The following is a 17,214-nucleotide window of genomic DNA, read 5'->3' on the forward strand; positions in this document are numbered from 1 at the left end:
TTCGGTGAAGCCTCGACCCGGCTTCGATCAAGGGTCGGCGGCGCGTCAGGCCGCCGGGCTCGTCGTGGACGCGGCCATGATCGGCGCTTCGGTCCCGGCCTGTGCCGGTTCCTCATCCTCGCTGACTGGAGCGGGCCCGTGCAGGGCCTCCCGGACGATCAAGGCGGTGCCGGCGAGCATGCTGACGATGCCGAGCACCTGCGCCTCGGTGAGGCCGAACAGGATGGGATTGTTGATCCGGACGAACTCGACGAGCAACCTGGCCGCTCCGCTCAGGCGAGATAGGCGCCGAACATGGTGAGCGGGCCGACGCGGCGTCCCAGCGCCCACAGGACGCCCGCGATCAAGAATGCCCGGCCGCCTCATACAGCTGGGCGGGGTGGACCGGGACGTCGACCGGGACCGCGCCGTTGGGAAGGCCATCCCCACGGGAGATCCGTAGGTTTGCCGTAGGTACCGTCGCCCGCAAGGAAACAGCCGATCCGACCGATGCCGTAGGCCACCGACAGCGGAGCAGCCATCGCGCCGGCGACCTTCGGCAGCGACAGCGCGTGCCGGCGGGTCATGACGACCACTGCGAGCGTTCCGCCGATCAGGCCGCCGTACCAGACGAAGCCGGAGCCGCCGAGCATGTGCCAGGACAGGTGTTGGAAGTTGGCGATGAGGAAGTACACCTTGGCGGCGACGAAGCCCCAGATTGTGGCCCACAGCGCGATCGAGTGGGCCAACTCTTTGTCGTATCCGATCCGTTGGAAGGACCGGCCGAGCAGGTAGGCACCCGCCAGCAGCGCGAGCGCCTTGCTCAGTCCATAGGACTGGACCCCCACACCGAACACCGAAAACAACTCAGGCCACACAGTCGACTCCCGTCGTCGAATCACGGAGGACGCGCAGCCGCGCCACTGACTCCACGCTGACCGATCTGCGTCAAGCGCCTGACCGGGATCGGCCAAGATTCGGTCAAGATCCGCCGCAGGCTCTGCCCCCTCGCACCAGTGCACGGATCTTGATCGAACCTCGATCGAATCCCATTGCGGTTCGCATAGTCCCGCCGTAGTCTCGCTGTATACCCCCCAGGGTATGAACTTTCGAGTGAGGTGGCGTGATGGTTTGGCTTGTTCTGGTCGGCGCAGGAGTGCTGACTGCATTGCTGTTGTGGTTCTTCTTCGGTCCGAAGAAGGCTGGGAGCGTGCACGTCGAGGACGGGGTGCAGGTGGTGGAGGTCACCGTCGATGGTGGCTACAGTCCCGGGTGATCGAGGGGTGCGTCCCGGTGTTCCGGTGCGGATCCTGTTCGACCGCAGGGAGGTGGTGAATGCACATCGCGGGTGGTGATGCCGGACTTCAAGATCAATGCGAGCCTGCCGGCGTTCCGGACCACGGCCGTCGAGTTCACCCCTGAGGCTGCCGGCGAGTACCGGTTCGCCTGTGGATGAACATGGTCTCGGGCCTGATCCGGGTCACCGGTGCTGTGCCGGAGACTCCACCTGCCCTCGCCCAGCCCGACGCAGCGGCAGCGGAAGCGGCCACGCCGGGCACCGTCGCGAACGCGTCACGGCTCGTCTCCGACAATGACGATGATGAGTCGGAGCGGGCCGCCGAGATCCGGGATCTCACGCGGCGAGTGCTCGGCGGCGCGCTGCTCACGCTGCCCGTGCTGGTGGCGGTGATGGGTGTCGAACTGTTCAAGGCGGCCTGGGTGCCGGAGTTCCTGATGAACCCTTGGCTGCAGCTGGCGCTGATTGCGCCGGTGATGCTGTGGACCGGCTGGCCGATCCATCGCGTGGGCTGGCGGGCGCTGTCGCACCGCACCGCTGACATGAACTCGCTGATCACGCTCGGCACGGTGGCCGCCTTCGGCTACAGCCTCGTGGTGACGTTCGCGCCGCAGATCCTCCCTCCGGAGTTGCAGCAGGTGTACTACGAGGCGGTTGGCGTGATCATCACCTTGATCTTGCTGGGCCGCCTGCTGGAGACGAAGGCGAAGGCGGGCACGGGCGAGGCCATCCGCAAACTCATCGGCCTCCAGCCGCGTACCGCCCGGGTCCTGCGCCTGGGCAGCGAGGTTGAGATCCCGGTCGAGGAGGTTGAGGTCGGGGATGTGGTGCTGATTCGGCCCGGCGAGAAGATCCCCGTCGACGGTGAGGTGATTTCGGGGTCTTCGGCCGTGGACGAGTCCATGGTGACCGGCGAATCGATGCCGGTGACCAAGACCGTGGGCGATCCGGTGATCGGCGCGACGATCAACTCCACCGGCGCGTTGCGCTACCAGGCCACCCACGTCGGGGCCGACACGATGCTCGCCCAGATCATCAAGTTGGTCCGCGAGGCGCAGGGCTCGAAGGCCCCCATTCAGCGGCTGGTGGACAAGGTCTCCAGCTACTTCGTCCCCGCTGTCATCATCATCGCCGTCTGGACCTTGGCGATCTGGCTCCTGCTCGGCCCTCAGCCCGCGTTCGTGTTCGCGCTCGTCGCCGCGGTCTCGGTGCTGATCATCGCCTGCCCCTGCGCGCTCGGCTTGGCGACGCCGATGTCGATCACTGTCGGCACCGGCAAGGGTGCTGAGCACGGCATCCTGATCCGATCCGCCGAGGCTCTCGAAACCGCCCACAAGCTCGACGCCATCATCCTCGACAAGACCGGCACGATCACCAAGGGCGTCCCTATCCTCACCGACGTCGCCGCCGCTGGGGCCACGACGAGGACCAGTTGCTCGGCTGGGTGGCCGCCTTGGAGAAGAGCTCTGAGCACCCGCTGGCCGCCGCGATCGTCGCGGGCGCCGTCGAGCGCGGTATCTCGGTGCCCGACATGGACGACTTCGACTCGATCACCGGGCAGGGCGTGCGCGGCCGGGTTGACGGACATGACGTCCTCGTCGGCAACCGCCGGTTGTTCGCAGCAGGCGGAGTGATCGACGAGGCCTTGCTCCCCTGCACGACGCGCTCGCCGCCGACGGCAAGACCCGATGCTGGTCGCGGTCGACGGCCGCGCCGCGGGGTGGTGGCCGTCGCCGACACCATCAAGGAAGGATCCCCGGCCGCGGTCGCGGCCCTCCAGGCCCGCGGCATCGAAGTGATCATGATGACCGGGGACAACAGGGCCACGGCCGCGGCGATCGCGGCGCAGGTCGGAATCCGTCGCGTCGTCGCCGAAGTGATGCCCGAACACAAGGCCGCCGAGGTCCGCCGCCTCCAGGAGGAGGGGAAGGTCGTCGGTATGGTCGGCGACGGCATCAACGACGCCCCCGCACTGGCGCAAGCCGACGTCGGCTCCGCGATCGGCACCGGCACCGACGTGGCCATCGAATCCTCCGACGTCACCCTCATCTCCGGCGCCCTCTCGGGTGTCGTCACGGCAGTGGACCTGTCCCGCGCCACGATGCGCAACATCAAACAGAACCTCGTGTTCGCGTTCCTCTACAACACCCTCGGCATCCCCATCGCGGCCGGCCTGCTGTACCCGTTCTTCGGGATCCTGCTCAGCCCGATGATCGCCGCCGGCGCCATGGCGCTCTCGTCCCTGTCCGTCGTCGCCAACGCCAACCGCCTGCGAGGCTGGACGCCCCGCCCCATCCCGGAGCCCGGCCCGACCGGGCACGCCACGACGCCCGTCGTGGAAATCGGCGGCACCGTATCCGCCGCCACCACCACCGCAGAAAAGGACACCACCATGTTCGGCAAGAAGAAGACCCCCACCCACATCGACCCCGTCTGCGGGATGAAGGTACAGCCCGCAAAGGCCGCCGCCACCCGCGACCATGACGGCAACACGTTCTACTTCTGCTCCACGCACTGCGCAGCAGCGTTTGACGCGGACCCCCACCGCTACGGGCACCCGCAACCCGAAGCCACCGCGCACGGCCCACACTCCGGCCACTAACCGAGTCGACATGCGGGAGGTAGGATCGACATGGCCAGCACCGACGACAAGCACGCGCTCATCAACCGGCTCAACCGCATCGAAGGCCAGATCCGTGGCATCTCCCGCATGGTCGACCAGGACACGTACTGCATACAAACCCTCACGCAACTCTCGGCCGTCAACAGCGCACTGCGCTCGGTGGCACTGGAACTCACCCAACACCACCTGCAGCACTGCCTCGCCGAAGCGGTCGAGTCCGGCGACCGCCAGCTCCACGACGCCAAGGTGCAGGAGGTCTCCGCAGCGATCGGGCGCCTGCTGCGCAGCTGAGGAAGCCCCTCCCCTGACTTCGCCCCCGGCCCCGCTGGCGGGCGGAGAGCATCGGGAAGAAGAACGCGCGGCAACCCGACGGCCGAACAGAACGACGACCGCGAATAACTCGCAGAACACCACGGCACGAAACAAGCACAGGAGGCTGTCATGAACATCAAGGTTGCCGTCAACGGCTACGGAGTGATCGGCAAGAGGGTCGCGGACGCCATCCGGGCCATGCCCGACATGGACCTCGTCGGCGTGGCCGACGTCGCCACCGACTGGCGCATCCGTAGCGCGGTCGGACGCGGCATCGAGGTGTTCGCGGCCACCGATGACGCGGGAACCGCGATGCGAGCGGCCGGGGTACCTGTAGTGGGCATCCTGGAGGACCTGCTCGACCAGGTCGACGTGGTCGTGGACACCACCCCGAAGAAGGTCGCCGCCACCAACCTGCAGGCCTACCAGGCCGCCGGGGTCAAATCCGTCTTCCAAGGCGGGGAGTCCCACACCACCACCGGGCACTCCTTCGTCGCCCAGGCCAACTACGCCACCACGCTGGGCCGGGACGCCACCCGGGTGGTCTCGTGCAACACCACCAGCATCGTGCGCGTCCTCGGGGCGCTGCAGGACGCCGACCTCCTCGTCCGCGCCCGCGGGGTCCTGATCCGGCGGGCCACCGACCCGGGCGAGTCCCACCAGGACGGCATCATGAACACGATGGTCCCCGAGGCCTCCATCCCCTCCCACCAGGGCCCAGATGCCCGCACGGTCCTGCCTGACCTGGACGTGGTCACCATGGCCGCGAAGGCGGCGCACACCCAGACCCACAACCACTACTGGACCCTCCAGCTGACCCGGCCCGCCAGCCGCGGGGAGGTCCTTGATGCCCTGCGTGCGGCCCCAGAATCGCGTTCATCCGCATGGCCGACGGCCTCACAGCCCTGAACACCACCGTCGAGCTCATGCGCGACATCGGCCGGCCCCGCGGGGACATGTGGGAAGTCGGAGTGTGGGAGGACGTCCTGACCGTCGAGGGGACGAGGCCTACCTGACCTATCAGGTCTACAACGAGGCCATCGTCGTCCCCGAGACCATCGATGCCATCCGCGCCCTGGCCGGCACCGTGACCGACGGCGCCGAATCCATCGCGATGACGGATGAGGCCCTAGGCATGCTCCGGGAGTTCTTGCCCGACCCGGTCCGGGCGACGACGGCCTGAGACATGAGCAGGTGGCCCAGCATCCCGCCAGGCCCCGTCCATGCACCGCCTATCGGCCACAGGCCGGGAAGGGAAGACCGAATCATGAAGAATCAGACCACTGTCCTGGAGGTCGGTGGCTTGCACTGGGCCACCTCTGAACCGGTGATCGAAAAAACGCTCCGCGAACGCCCCGGCGTGCTCGCCGTCCAGGCCAGCGCCGTGTCCCAGACAGCGACGGTCACCTACGACCCGGACACGACGTCGGTGGCCCAGCTTGTCGGCTGGGTCAACGAGTGCGGCTACCACTGCGCCGGACAATCGGTGCCCGACCACATGTGCCACCCCATGTCTGAACCGGCGCCGACCGACGCCCACACCGGGCACGATGCCCCACGCGGCAGGCCGGGCACGACGCCCATGCAGGGCAAGTGGCGCATGATGATGACGCCCATGCCCGGCACACCGGTCACGGGGGCGATGCGGATGAGGTTGACCGCTCCGCGCAGGCGGTGATGGGCCACGGCGGGCACCACGGTGGCGGGACGATGGAGGACATGGCCCGCGACATGCGCAACCGGTTCCTGGTTGCCCTGATCCTGTCGATCCCCATCACGATCTGGTCCCCGCTCGGGCGTGATGTGCTGGGGCTGAACCCGCCGCTGGCGTTCGGGCTGCGCGACGACGTCTTCACCTTGCTCCTTTCGCTGCCGGTGGTGTTCTACTCTGCGTGGATCTTCTTCGACGGCGCTTACCGGGCGTTGCGGGCCAAGACGTTGGACATGATGGTCCTGGTGGCGGTCGCCGTGGGGCTGGGTGGCTCTACAGCTTGGTGGTCACCCTCACCGGCGGTGGTGAGGTCTTCTACGAGGCGGCCACCGTGTTGACCACGTTCGTGCTGCTGGGGCACTGGTTGGAGATGCGAGCCCGCGGCGGCGCGAACGACGCGGTACGCACGCTGCTGCAGCTGGCCCTTCCCTGGCCGTGGTGATTCGTGACGGCCAGCCCGTGGAGGTCCCCACCGCCGAGGTAGCCGTCGGCGATCTGCTGTTGGTACGGCCCGGCTCGAAGATCCCCACCGACGCAGTCGTGGAGGAGGGCGAGTCCGAGGTCGATGAGTCGATGGTCACCGGAGAATCGATGCCGGTGGAGAAGGCGCCCGGCGCGGCGGTGATCGGCGCCTCGATCAACACCACCGGCACCTTGCGGGCCCGGGCGACCAAGGTCGGGGCGGACACCGCGCTGGCGCAAATCGTGAAGATGGTCCAGGAGGCCCAGAACTCCAAGGCCCCGGACAGCGTCTGGCCGACCGGGCGGCGTTCTGGTTGGTGTTCGTCGCCCTCATCGGCGGCACCGTGACCTTCACCGTGTGGATGCTCGCCGGCGCCGGCGTGCCGACGGCGATGCTGTTCGCGATCACCGTGGTGGTCATCACCTGCCCGACGCCCTGGGGCTGGCCACACCGATGGCGATCATGGTGGGCACCGGGCTCGGAGCCAAGCGGGGGTGCTGTTCAAGAACGCCACTGCCCTGGAGGGGACGGCAAAGATCGACACGGTGGTGATGGACAAGACCGGCACGCTGACCAAGGGCGAGCCGGAGGTCACCGACGTCATCACTGTCGGCATGAGCGAGGAGGAGATGCTGGCCCTGGTCGCCGCCGTCGAACGCGAGTCTGAGCACCCGCTGGCTCGAGCCATCGACAGCCATGCCGCTGCGCGCGGCGTGCCGGTGCTGAGCGTGAGCGAGTTCCTCAACGTTCCCGGGCACGGTGCCATGGCCACGGTGGACGGCCGGCGGGTCCTAGTCGGCAACCTGCGTCTCATGACCAGGGAGAACATCGACCTCGGCGACCTAGGCCAGCGGCGCGACGAGCTGGCCGCCTCGGGGCGCACTGCGGTGCTGGTCGCCGTGGACGGACGCACGGTGGGTGTGATCGCACTGGCCGACGCCGCCCGCGACACGGCGGCCGCAGCCGTCGCGGCCCTGCACGAGTCCGGGATCGAGGTCGTGATGCTCACCGGCGACAACGAGGCCACAGCACTGCGCATCGCCGAGCAACTCGGCATCGACACGGTCATCGCCGAGGTCCTGCCCGGGACAAGGCCCAGAAGGTCACCGAGCTGCAGCAGGCCGGCAAGACGGTGGCGATGGTCGGCGATGGCGTCAACGACGCCCCGGCCCTCGCCCAGGCCGACATCGGCATCGCGATCGGTGCCGGTACGGACGTGGCGATCGAGACCGCGGACATCGTCCTGATGCGCTCCGACCCGCTGGACGTCTCCGTCGCGCTACGCATCGGCGGGGCACCGTGCGCAAAGAGCGGCAGAACCTGGCCTGGGCGATCGGGTACAACGTCCTCGCGCTGCCCATCGCTGCGGGGTGTTCTACCCCGCCTTCGGTCTGATGCTGCGTCCCGAGATCGCGGCGCTGACAATGTCCGGTTCCACGGTCATCGTCACGCTCAACGCCCTGCTGCTCAAGCGGCTTAGGCTGCCCGCGCAACAAACCCCGGGCGCGCCCCAGCGCGCGGTCCAGGAACCGATCACACCAGTCCCGGCCGGGACCCGCTGACGGGGTTGGCGTGGACGTCCCTGTTGGCAGCACCGCTTCGCCGGCCGGAGCGGTGGCCCGGGGCCGAAGCCGTTGCGGATGCTGTGGATCACCGCGGCCTGGGCGGCGTGCTTCGTCGTGATCGAATGGGGGCTGCGCGACGCCCCGCTGCTGTGGTACGCCGCACTGCGTGCCCTCGTGGCCGGCCTCGCCCTGCTGGCCCTGGGCTCCATCCAGCACCGCCCGCCCCGCGCGGCGCACATGCCTGGGGCCTGGTCACGGTCCTCGGGCTGGTCAACGTCACCCTCGCCTCCCGGAACCCCCACCACCGCGGCGGTCCGCGCCGAAGCGGATCCTTCAACCATGGACTGGGTGGTGACCGACTCCACCACGTCGACCGATGTTAGGGAGGACGGCCGGCCGCGTCTCGTCGCTGTGACGCGGTAGACAACACTCCCGGAACACCCCGTATCGCCCGTCCGGCCGTGCCGAACGGTGCACCGGCTGCCGACGGCACCGCCCCGTTACCTTGGTAGAGGCCCCTAAGTTGGGGTTACGGTCGCCGGGCCCGGCATGACTTACTGCCCCTGTCGTCGATGATCCGGGGGTGTTGTCACCGGGCCTGGTAGCGCCAGCTGACCGCTGATAGGGACACGGCCTTGTGAAGGTCTCAACGTAGACGTGGGTGCGGCAGCTGACGCAACACCACATGCCCCGACGACCGCCGACCAGAGTTGGAGGGATGGTGACCATCATGGAAGACGATGTTGGCTTCGACATCTGGTGCGGGCTCGACGTGGGCAAACAGGCCCACCACGCCTGCGCCCTCGACACAGCCGGGAAGAAGATCCTGGACAGGCCCTGCCGCAGGATCAGGCACGTCTGGAAGAGTTGCTGGCCAGCCTGCAGACCCAGGGCCGGGTCCTGATGATCGTGGACCAGCCCAACACGATCGGCGCTCTACCGATCGCCGTCGCCCGTTCGATGGGGATCCAGGTTGCCTACCTGCCCGGGCTGGCGATGCGCCGGATCGCTGACCTGCATCCTGGCAACGCCAAGACCGACGCCCGCGACGCATTCATCATCGCTGACGCTGCCCGGACCATGCCCCACACCCTCCGCCGTGTCGATCTCGGCGAGGAAGCCTTGGCCGAGTTGAAGGTCCTGATCGGTTTCGATGAGGACCTCGCAGCCGAGGCCACCCGCCTGTCGAACCGGATCCGCGGGCTGTTGACCCAGATCCATCCCGCGCTCGAACGCGTTGTCGGACCCAAGTTGGACACCAAGCAGGGGCTGGCCGTGCTGGAGCAGTTCGGCGGCCCCAGACCATCAGCAACACGACCCGCGCCAGGCTCCTGCGGGTCATCACCAAGGCCAACCCGCGAGGCGCGCAGACCTTCGCCGACGCGATCTGGCAGGCACTGGCGCAGCAGAGCGTCATCGTTGCCGGCACCGCAGCCGCCGAGCAGGTCCTGCCCAACTGGCCGCATCGCTGCGAACCACCAGGGCGCAGCGGGCCGCGCTAGCCACCCAGATCGAGGAGGTCCTCAACGCTCACCCTCTTGCCGAGGTCCTGACCTCGATGCCCGGCGTCGGAGTCAGGACCGCAGCTAGGATCCTCCTCGACGTCGGTGACGCCTCGATGTTCCCCACCGCTGGCCACCTGGCCGCCTACGCCGGCCTCGCGCCGGTCACCAGACGCTCTGGCACCAGCATCCGAGGCGAGTTTCCCTCCCGTTCCGGCAACAAGCACCTGAAGCGGGCCCTGTTCCTCTCAGCCTTCGCCGCCCTGGGTTCCGACCCGGTCTCCCGCGCCTACTACGACAGGAAGCGGGCCCAAGGCAAGAAGCACAACGCTGCCCTGATCTGCCTCGCGAGACGCCGCTGCGACGTCATGTACGCCATGCTCCGCCACCACGAACTATTCCACGCCCCATCCCATCACCACAGCCAATCGCTGCTTGACAGAAACATAGGGACACCCCCCAACGGAGGGGCACACAACGGGCCGACCCGCCAAGTGGGGGCGCGGCGGGAAGGGAGAACGAGCCCGCAGACGCAGCGAGCGCCGGCCTTGTCGCGAACTTGATCACAGCCATACCAAGTCTCAACACCACCGGTTGATCATGGGCACTAGCAGGCGAGTTTGGAGTGCGGACATGGCGAACAGGAACCAGACCAGGTACGGGAGCACGAGTTGCCGCATGAATCCCAATTTCTTCCTACTCGGCAGAGTGCTGGTCGTGCGCTCCCAGGTACGGCGCCGCGACCGTTGGCATCGGCAGCGGCTGCTGAGGTTCCAGCAGGCTCAGCTTCGTCGCCTGCTGAACCACGCGAGGACGCACTCGCCCTACTACGGCGAAGTCTTGGCCGGAAAGGAAGGCTCGCCGCTATCAGAATTGCCGGTGCTCACCAAGCAGGACCTGATGCGGCACTGGGATCGGATCTGCACGTCTCCTGATCTGCGGTTGGCTGATGTCGAACGGCGGCTTCACGATCTCGAGACCACCGGCGATGACCCGGCGCGAGCGTGGCGTGGTCTGTGGCTGGCGGCGACGGGCGGCACCACCGGCGCGCGTGCGACGTTCGCTTGGAACAGACGCGAATGGACCTCGGTATTGGCCTCCTACGCGCGGGTGAATGACTGGGCCGACGTCCATGTCGGCCCCGGTGCGCCGTTGCGAACCGTGATCGTGAGTTCCCGCGACCCCAGCCACCAGTCAGCGGTGGTCGGAGCCAGCCTCCGATCCGCCATTGTTCCCACCCTGCGGTTGGATGCGCACCGCCCCGTGAAGGAAATGGTGGACGAGATCAACGCGTTCCAGCCGCGACTGCTGGTCGCATATGCTTCCCTCCTTGGGCCACTGGCGAACGCCCAGCTTGAAGGAACCCTTCAGATCTCGCCGGAGAAGGTCGTCGCCGCCTCCGAAGTCCTACCCGCACCGGCCCGCGCCGCAGCTGTGTCGGCATGGGGGTCGCGTGCCCTGGTGGACACCTACGCTGCCACCGAGACCGCGGGCATCGCCTCGACCTGCCAGCATGGCGGATGGCACCTCTACGAGGACTTCGTCATCATCGAACCTGTCAACTCCGACTACCAGCCGGTGCCTGCCGGAAGCCCCTCCGAACGACTTCTCGTCACAGTCCTGTTCTCCCGCACGCTCCCACTGATCCGCTACGAACTCACCGACAGTGTGCGCCTATCGACCAAGAACTGCTCGTGCGACCTCCCTTTCGCCCTGCTTGAATCGGTAGATGGGCGCAGCCAAGACACCTTGACACTGCCCGGCCACGATGAGGAGATCAGGGTCCATCCGGTGGTGTTCGCCAGCGCGCTGCAGAACTCGGCACCCAACGGTTGGCAGATAGAACAGCATTCCGACCACCTACTCGTCCGCCTGGTCTCCCCGGTCGAAGACCCGCACGAGGCCAAAGCCGAAATCGAGAAGGCGCTACGGGATCTTGGTGTAGAGACGATCCCAGTAAAGGTTGTCGCAGTCGGTGAGTTGCGCCGCACACGATTGGGTAAGGCCCCGCTCGTCACAGCACTGCTGACGGATGGACCTCCGCACCACCCTTCATGATCGCGGCGCAGTGCAGCGCTGGAAGCCGTCCGCATCAGATCAAGGCGAAGCCGTGGCACGGCACTCCGAATGCATGCCCCTTGTCGCAAACGTCGTCGCTCTCGGAGAGCGTCCCGTCGTCTAGGTGCTAGGGGCTCGTCAAAGCTTGTCGGAAACTTGACCGCGACCATACCCGCGCTCCACACGGCCCGGAGATGATGGGCTTGCGATCGAAGAGGAGAGCAGACCATGACGAAGCTCAGCCAGACCAGGTACGGCGTGCGGGGACTCACCTGCAACCGCTGCCTCGTGAGCGCGCTCGAGGCCGTCCGGGCGCTGCCCGGCCTCCGCCGGGTCGCGATGAGTCTCGTTCCATCCGGCGAGTCACTTCTCACCGTCACCCCGTCGGACGTGGCGACCGGTTCCGAGCTTCGCGCACTTCTCGGGAGCGTGGGCTTCGAACTCACGCTCCGGCGCCACGAACAGCTGCCCTCCGACCTGATCAAGCCCCGAGCGAGCAACAAGCGCATCGGCCCTCCCACCCCTGACCGCCCACGAAAGGACCGTCCCCATGACGCACCACCCGCACACCGACACCACACCCCACCACTCTCATCCGACCGGCAGCGACGAGGCGGGTCGACCGCCGTCGCGGCACCGGGGACACTACTGGCACATGCTCCTGATGTGCGTTCCCTTGGTGGCGCTGGGTCTGTGGTCGCTGACTCGCGGCGCGGGTGCAGGCACACTGATGGTGGGCATTCTCTGCATGGGCATGATGCTGTTCATGCACCGCATGCCCGGCACCGGTCACCGCCACTGACCTGCGAGCTGCATGAGGGACTGTCCGATTTTCGGTGTAAGTGGCGATTTCTAGTGGTAGGTGCTGGCTGCTGGCATGCGGTCTGCGAAGGTGATGGCGAAGGCGTTCAGGGCGGGCTTCCAGCGCATGCCCCAGCGGGTCTGTCCGGTGCCCTTGGGTCCAAGGATCTCACGGTCAGGTACAAGGTCTTCAGGGCGGCTTGCTCATTGGGGAAATGGCCTCGGGCCCGGACCGCCCGCCTGAAGCGGGCGTTGAGGCTCTCGATCGCGTTGGTGGAGCAGAGGACCTTGCGGATCTCGACGTCGTAGTCCAGGAACGGGACGAACTCGGCCCAGGCACCCCGCCAGAGCCGGATCATGGCCGGGTAGGCCTTGCCCACTTCTCGGCGAACTCCTCGAACGCCCGCTCCGCATCGATGGCCGAAGCAGCCTCGTAGACCGGTTTCAGGTTGGCCGCGATCTCGGGCCAGTGCCGCTTCGACGCATACGAGAAGCTGTTGCGCAGGAGATGGATCAGACAGGTCTGGACCTTCGCTTGCGGGAACACGTTGCCGATGCTGTCGGGCAGGCCCTTGAGCCCGTCACACACGATGAAGAACACATCCTGGACGCCGCGGTTCTTCAGCTCGGTCAGGCAGGCGAACCAGAACTTCGCCGACTCCCCGTCGCCGTTGCCGGGCCAGATGCCCAGGATGTCCTTGTGCCCGTCGAGGTCGACCCCGATCGCGGCGTAGTAGGGCTGGTTACGGACCTGCCCGTCACGGACCTTGACCACGATCGCGTCGACGAAGATGGCAGCGTAGATGCGCTCCAGCGGCCGCGCCATCCAGGTGGTCATCTCCTCCACGACCCGGTCGGTGATGCGACTGATCGTGTCCTTCGAGACGCTGGTGCCATAGACCTCGGCGAAATGAGCGGCGATCTCCCCGGTGGTCAGACCTTTGGCGAACAGGCTCAGGACCATCGCGTCCATGTCCGACAACCGCCGTTGGCGCTTCTTGACCAGCTGCGGGTCGAAGGTGCCGTTGCGGTCCCGCGGGACTTGGATGTCGATCGCGCCAACGTTGTCGGTCAAGACGGTCTTGGTCCGGGTGCCGTTGCGGGAGTTCCCGCTGCCGCGGCCGATCGGGTCGTGCTTGTCATAGCCCAAGTGCTCGTTGAGCTCTTCATCGAGCGCGGCTTCGACGATCTGCGCGGTCAACGTCTTCAGCAGGCCACCCGGGCCGGTCAACGCGATCCCGGCGTCCTTGGCCTGGCGGACCATCTGCGCGATCGCTTCCCGCTGATCGATGTCTAGGTCGGCCGGCTCCTCCGGCATCAGAGGTGGTGGTTCGGTCACGTCGTCCAGTCTGGCCGACACCTCGAGCTTCTCGAGGGTGTTGACGGTGTTCTCAGTCATGATGACTCCTCCTGCCCTCACGGGCACTGGAGCCACTTACACCGTTTGCCTGACAGACCCCGCGCTCACTTGGCGTGTCGCCGAGCTCGCCAAGAGTGCCATCAATCGCGACCGGGACGCCGCCGACGAGCGGCGTTGGCGGCACTGGGCCGAGCAAGTCAATCCCACGTTGACCGGCACACCGCAGTGGCCCGCCATCCGCGGACTCCTGCGAAGCCTTCAGCGACAAGGAACCGACACAGGCAACCTGATCCCCACCTGCAGGACAGATCTGTAGGTGACATCCGGGCCGCACTGATGCGGCTCTCCGCCACCAAGAACCGGCCTAGGGTCATCGGTGGCCTCTCGGCCAGCCGCATTCGTCACACGACTGGCCCCAGCCACCATCGACTCGGGCCTTCCATCTGAACCGATACCAGGACCAGCCGTCACGTAGGCGTTGTGCATGCCTCGGGACGTACGCACGAAGCCCGCAATAACTCTTTGGCGGTACCTTCGAATGGCCTAGCCAGAGCACGTTGCAGCAAAGGTACCCCTGTGGATTCTTTGACCAGGGGTACGTTTCCGAGGCTGTCCACCAGGAGAGTGCATGGACCGATCCCACCGTCGAGAGGAAGGCTCAAGTCGTCCGGTTCTGGATACGCGCGACGATAAGGGAACGTCGCGCTCCACGGTCCGACGAACGATGTCGACCAAGAGGTAGCCGTGGGCTATCCGGTTCCGCATCACCCACGCGAGGTGCCAGTCAGCTCCAAACAAGTCTTCGCGCACCGATGAGCCAAGCGTGGCGAGCCCGCGGAGACGCATGCACGTGGCCTAGGAAGACGGCTCCGGCATTGCCAGGGGTACGTTTGTAAACGCTTGTCAGATCGCATTAGGCGGTGGGGTACGTAGCCCTGGAGCAACGAGGGGGTACGAGTTCGCGGATGTCCGCAGAGCACGCTGAGACGTAGAACGACCCAAGCCCGGGAGGAGCCATCCACCATGAACCGCACGCAGGCTTCCGCCACATCGCACCCTCGTTACGCCACCCTCCTCGAAGCAGCCGAGTACTGCCGTAGCTCCAGACGATCCCTCGAACGACGTATCGCCGAGGGAAGCTGACCCGCTACAAGAACGGCTTCCGAGTAGTCGTCGACCTCAACGAAATCGACGCCCTACTGCGGAGCCACCACACCAGACGGGTATAGGGCCGCAAAGCCTTGACTGCACCTTCACTACACACCGACAGCAGCAGGGCCACGGGATGCCACCGCGGCAACGGACAACCACTTCCCACTACGGGTTTGCTCGAAGCGGCGTGGTGGCGAATCCCTGGCGTTTGTGCGGGTATGACGTGATGCGTTATAGTGGGTGAGTGATCAGATCCTTCAGGGACCCGGCAACCGAACGGCTCTGGTCGCGACAACGAGTCAAGAGCATCGACCCACGCATCGAACGGGCTGCCCTGCGGAAGCTGGTGATGCTGGATGCCGCCGAGATCCTGGACGACCTCCGGGTGCCTCCCGGGAACCGCCTCGAGGCACTTCGCGGAGACAGGGCCGGACAGCACAGCATCCGGATCAACCAGCAATGGCGGATCTGCTTCACCTGGACCGATGCCGGACCCACCGACGTCGAGATCGTCGACTACCACTGAGGAGGTACCAGCCATGACAACAACGATCCCACCGATCCACCCGGGCGAGATCCTCATGGAGGAATTCCTGGAGCCGCTGCAGATCAGCCAGAACCGGCTCGCCGTCGCGATCAGCGTCCCCCACGTCGGATCAACGAGATCGTGCACGGCAAACGTCGGATCACTGCCGACACCGCGCTCCGGCTGGCTCGCTACTTCGGAACCACCGACAGGTTCTGGCTCAACCTCCAGACCCGCTTCGACCTTGAGGTCGAGAAGGACAACCTCGGCAACGCACTCGACCGGATCCAGCCGCTCCAAGCCGTCTAGCGTCCTCGGCGCGGCATGACCGGACGTTGGCTGTCGCTGTTTCCGAGACGCCAGTCTCGCGTGAGGATAGCGTTCACCCATGGGTGACGGGCTTGACCATCAACTGAAGATGAACCAATCGACATGGTCGAAGTTGACCGAACTGGGTGTGCGTCCGGGAGACGCTCTGAGCTGCGCCGCCTTCGAATCCGAGTTCCGATACGTGTCAGCGCAAGTGCCCTTACATTTCAGCCCCGTCCTGCTGGCAGCAGAGGGCGCGAAAGCGGTGTACGTGCCCGCCGTTTCAGGGAACCACTAACCATGTCACGTCGCGGTGGAGACGGGCTGTCACGTCGGCAGCGCGCAAGGCAGGCCAAAGCCAAGCTCGTAGCTGGCCCCGGGGCGACGTGCGGGTGAGCATCATCACTGGCGCGACGAACTCATCTGAGGGCCTGGACCTCAGCCATGAGGTCCGTCTAGTCCGCTCCGCCCTTCTCTACGCCGACAGAGTGGATCTCTTGTCGCCACCCGCAGCGATGCTCGCCGGAATCATCGCCGGCACCGCGCAGGGAGGAGACTTCGTGTTGGACGTCATGAACAATCTCGACGACGCCACGCTCCAGCACCTGTCCGGCGGGAAAGATCCGACCAAGTTGCGCGGCGAACTCCAACTGATGAGTTCCCTCACATCGCTCCCTCGCGCTGAGCGACGCAGACGGCTCGGCGCCGAAGGCTCGCGTCAGCTCTCCGCTCTTTCGCGCCAGTTCCGCCAGATGATGGACAAGGGCGCCGCTGACATGGGGACCGCGATGCAAAGCGTGTGGGAACGCGCAGGCGCCCCCGATCTTGAACAGGCCGCCGAAGCAGGACTGCTTACTATCCGAGGCGACTTAATCGACTTCAACCTCCCCGCCGATCAAGCAGCCGAGAATTTCGCCGCGAGCCTTCAGAAACTCATGGAAGACCCGACCAACCACCTCATGTTCGATGAACAGATGGGTGGACTCACGCGGCGCTTATTGGAGGAACGCCCGGAGCTAAAGAGCAGCCTTACCCCACACACTAAGAGGGCGACACTCGGTTCAGGACTCGCCGCGCGGCTCCCGGCTTTCCCCGACGCTCCGATGGCAGCCATCCTGGCAGCGCGCAACGAACTCGAGGCGCCTCTGGGCCGCTATCGCCGTGCCGTTGGTCAAATGTCTGCACGTCTGGCCGCCGGGCCGGTAGACAATCCACAGCTAGCGACCGAGATCGAGGACCTCTGGCAGGACGACGTGCAGCCCACGCTGCGGCAACTCTCCGACGGCCTGTCCGCAAGCGCCTTTGTCCCCCACTTGTTGGGGCAGCTTCCTGCAGACGGAAAAGTGTGGAGCGGGCTCGCCTCATTCGGCGTTTCGTTCCTCCAGGTGGGAGTTGGTGCGCTGGCCGAACTGACGCAGCCTGCCGCGCTCGCTACGGGAGCAGGACTTGTAGCCACTTCGCTCGGCAAGGCAGCGAAAGCGACGATCGCTAACCGCCAAGACGCACGCAGCCACGGGCTCTACTACCTACTGGCCCTGAACGAACGCCTCGCCTAA

18 protein-coding genes and 3 pseudogenes are annotated in these 17,214 nt (G+C 66.4%); 18 read left to right on the forward strand and 3 right to left on the reverse strand.

The genetic code is table 11. The features are described from left to right. Nucleotides 1-45: 45 nt before the first annotated feature. Both G7085_RS11955 and G7085_RS25765 read right to left on the reverse strand, forming a co-directional pair. Complete coding sequence (locus G7085_RS11955) at nucleotides 46-258, reverse strand: hypothetical protein (RefSeq protein WP_197511125.1); 213 nt, start codon at nucleotides 256-258, stop codon at nucleotides 46-48. 104 nt (nucleotides 259-362) lie between these two features. Further along, nucleotides 363-1,148: a prolipoprotein diacylglyceryl transferase gene (locus G7085_RS25765; RefSeq protein WP_231979446.1), complete on the reverse strand. Its 786-nt coding sequence runs from the start codon at nucleotides 1,146-1,148 to the stop codon at nucleotides 363-365. Here G7085_RS25765 and G7085_RS11965 point away from each other — a divergent pair. From G7085_RS11965 to G7085_RS12010, 15 genes and pseudogenes are all read left to right on the forward strand, one after another. Further along, nucleotides 1,106-1,255 carry a hypothetical protein gene (locus G7085_RS11965; protein ID WP_197511127.1) on the forward strand — a complete coding sequence of 50 codons (150 nt, stop codon included), beginning with the start codon at nucleotides 1,106-1,108 and terminating at the stop codon, nucleotides 1,253-1,255. The genes G7085_RS25765 and G7085_RS11965 overlap by 43 nt on opposite strands. Nucleotides 1,256-1,818: 563 nt before the next feature. After that, nucleotides 1,819-2,637, forward strand: a pseudogene (locus G7085_RS25770) (HAD-IC family P-type ATPase); the annotation flags it as partial. Nucleotides 2,638-2,720: 83 nt separating this feature from the next. Beyond that, nucleotides 2,721-3,878: an HAD-IC family P-type ATPase gene (locus G7085_RS25775; protein WP_331715980.1), complete on the forward strand. Its 1,158-nt coding sequence runs from the start codon at nucleotides 2,721-2,723 to the stop codon at nucleotides 3,876-3,878. Between the two features lie 30 nt (nucleotides 3,879-3,908). Continuing rightward, nucleotides 3,909-4,190, forward strand: a complete 282-nt coding sequence (locus G7085_RS11975; protein ID WP_197511128.1) for a metal-sensitive transcriptional regulator — start codon at nucleotides 3,909-3,911, stop codon at nucleotides 4,188-4,190. A 150-nt stretch (nucleotides 4,191-4,340) separates the two neighbouring features. Further along, entirely contained in the window at nucleotides 4,341-5,120 is a 780-nt protein-coding gene (locus tag G7085_RS11980) for a type II glyceraldehyde-3-phosphate dehydrogenase (RefSeq protein WP_197511129.1), read from the forward strand. A 64-nt stretch (nucleotides 5,121-5,184) separates the two neighbouring features. Further along, nucleotides 5,185-5,394, forward strand: coding sequence for a hypothetical protein (locus G7085_RS11985; protein WP_197511130.1), 210 nt, complete (start codon nucleotides 5,185-5,187; stop codon nucleotides 5,392-5,394). Nucleotides 5,395-5,478: 84 nt separating this feature from the next. Continuing rightward, nucleotides 5,479-5,889 (forward strand): cation transporter, encoded by a 411-nt coding sequence (locus tag G7085_RS25780; protein ID WP_231979448.1) that lies wholly within the window; start codon nucleotides 5,479-5,481, stop codon nucleotides 5,887-5,889. Continuing rightward, complete coding sequence (locus G7085_RS25785) at nucleotides 5,889-6,260, forward strand: hypothetical protein (protein WP_231979449.1); 372 nt, start codon at nucleotides 5,889-5,891, stop codon at nucleotides 6,258-6,260. The genes G7085_RS25780 and G7085_RS25785 overlap by 1 nt, the downstream gene beginning before the upstream one ends. Nucleotides 6,261-6,381: 121 nt before the next feature. Further along, nucleotides 6,382-6,732 (forward strand): P-type ATPase, encoded by a 351-nt coding sequence (locus tag G7085_RS25790; RefSeq protein ID WP_331715631.1) that lies wholly within the window; start codon nucleotides 6,382-6,384, stop codon nucleotides 6,730-6,732. Nucleotides 6,733-6,879: 147 nt separating this feature from the next. Beyond that, on the forward strand, nucleotides 6,880-7,632 hold the full coding sequence (locus tag G7085_RS30315; RefSeq protein ID WP_331715632.1) for an HAD-IC family P-type ATPase: 753 nt from the start codon (nucleotides 6,880-6,882) through the stop codon (nucleotides 7,630-7,632). Further along, complete coding sequence (locus tag G7085_RS30320; RefSeq protein ID WP_331715633.1) at nucleotides 7,518-7,865, forward strand: hypothetical protein; 348 nt, start codon at nucleotides 7,518-7,520, stop codon at nucleotides 7,863-7,865. Before G7085_RS30315 ends, G7085_RS30320 begins: the two co-directional genes overlap by 115 nt. A 160-nt stretch (nucleotides 7,866-8,025) precedes the next feature. Next, nucleotides 8,026-8,373, forward strand: a complete 348-nt coding sequence (locus G7085_RS11995) for a hypothetical protein (protein WP_197511131.1) — start codon at nucleotides 8,026-8,028, stop codon at nucleotides 8,371-8,373. A 262-nt stretch (nucleotides 8,374-8,635) separates the two neighbouring features. After that, nucleotides 8,636-9,838: pseudogene (locus G7085_RS12000) on the forward strand (IS110 family RNA-guided transposase); the annotation flags it as partial. Between the two features lie 292 nt (nucleotides 9,839-10,130). Next, a complete protein-coding gene (locus G7085_RS12005) occupies nucleotides 10,131-11,510 on the forward strand; it encodes a phenylacetate--CoA ligase family protein (RefSeq protein ID WP_197511132.1) in 1,380 nt (459 codons plus the stop codon). A 550-nt stretch (nucleotides 11,511-12,060) separates the two neighbouring features. Then, nucleotides 12,061-12,312: a hypothetical protein gene (locus G7085_RS12010; protein ID WP_197511133.1), complete on the forward strand. Its 252-nt coding sequence runs from the start codon at nucleotides 12,061-12,063 to the stop codon at nucleotides 12,310-12,312. A 50-nt stretch (nucleotides 12,313-12,362) separates the two neighbouring features. Here G7085_RS12010 and G7085_RS12015 read toward each other — a convergent pair. Continuing rightward, nucleotides 12,363-13,629, reverse strand: a pseudogene (locus tag G7085_RS12015) (IS256 family transposase). Nucleotides 13,630-15,067: 1,438 nt separating this feature from the next. Between G7085_RS12015 and G7085_RS12020 the strand changes: the two are divergent. The 3 genes from G7085_RS12020 to G7085_RS12030 all read left to right on the forward strand — a co-directional run bounded on the left by G7085_RS12020 (nucleotide 15,068) and on the right by G7085_RS12030 (nucleotide 17,214). Then, nucleotides 15,068-15,349, forward strand: coding sequence for a type II toxin-antitoxin system RelE/ParE family toxin (locus G7085_RS12020; RefSeq protein ID WP_197511134.1), 282 nt, complete (start codon nucleotides 15,068-15,070; stop codon nucleotides 15,347-15,349). A gap of 141 nt (nucleotides 15,350-15,490) precedes the next feature. Beyond that, a complete protein-coding gene (locus G7085_RS32615; protein WP_331715634.1) occupies nucleotides 15,491-15,658 on the forward strand; it encodes a HigA family addiction module antitoxin in 168 nt (55 codons plus the stop codon). A 392-nt stretch (nucleotides 15,659-16,050) separates the two neighbouring features. Beyond that, the gene (locus G7085_RS12030) at nucleotides 16,051-17,214 is read left to right on the forward strand and encodes a hypothetical protein (RefSeq protein ID WP_197511135.1); all 1,164 of its coding nucleotides are present in this window, start codon (nucleotides 16,051-16,053) and stop codon (nucleotides 17,212-17,214) included.

The sequence above is a fragment of the Tessaracoccus coleopterorum genome (genome assembly GCF_011174705.1).
GTDB classification, from domain to species: Bacteria; Actinomycetota; Actinomycetes; order Propionibacteriales; family Propionibacteriaceae; genus Arachnia; species Arachnia coleopterorum.

Bases quoted from the DNA above. Each gene is read 5' to 3' on its own strand.
- G7085_RS11965 (WP_197511127.1), top strand. From the start codon at position 1,106: ATGGTTTGGCTTGTTCTGGTCGGCGCAGGAGTGCTGACTGCATTGCTG.
- G7085_RS25765 (WP_231979446.1), bottom strand. From the start codon at position 1,148: ATGCAGTCAGCACTCCTGCGCCGACCAGAACAAGCCAAACCATCACGC.
- G7085_RS11975 (WP_197511128.1), top strand. From the start codon at position 3,909: ATGGCCAGCACCGACGACAAGCACGCGCTCATCAACCGGCTCAACCGC.
- G7085_RS11980 (WP_197511129.1), top strand. From the start codon at position 4,341: ATGAACATCAAGGTTGCCGTCAACGGCTACGGAGTGATCGGCAAGAGG.
- G7085_RS25780 (WP_231979448.1), top strand. From the start codon at position 5,479: ATGAAGAATCAGACCACTGTCCTGGAGGTCGGTGGCTTGCACTGGGCC.
- G7085_RS25785 (WP_231979449.1), top strand. From the start codon at position 5,889: ATGGGCCACGGCGGGCACCACGGTGGCGGGACGATGGAGGACATGGCC.
- G7085_RS11995 (WP_197511131.1), top strand. From the start codon at position 8,026: ATGCTGTGGATCACCGCGGCCTGGGCGGCGTGCTTCGTCGTGATCGAA.
- G7085_RS12005 (WP_197511132.1), top strand. From the start codon at position 10,131: ATGAATCCCAATTTCTTCCTACTCGGCAGAGTGCTGGTCGTGCGCTCC.
- G7085_RS12010 (WP_197511133.1), top strand. From the start codon at position 12,061: ATGACGCACCACCCGCACACCGACACCACACCCCACCACTCTCATCCG.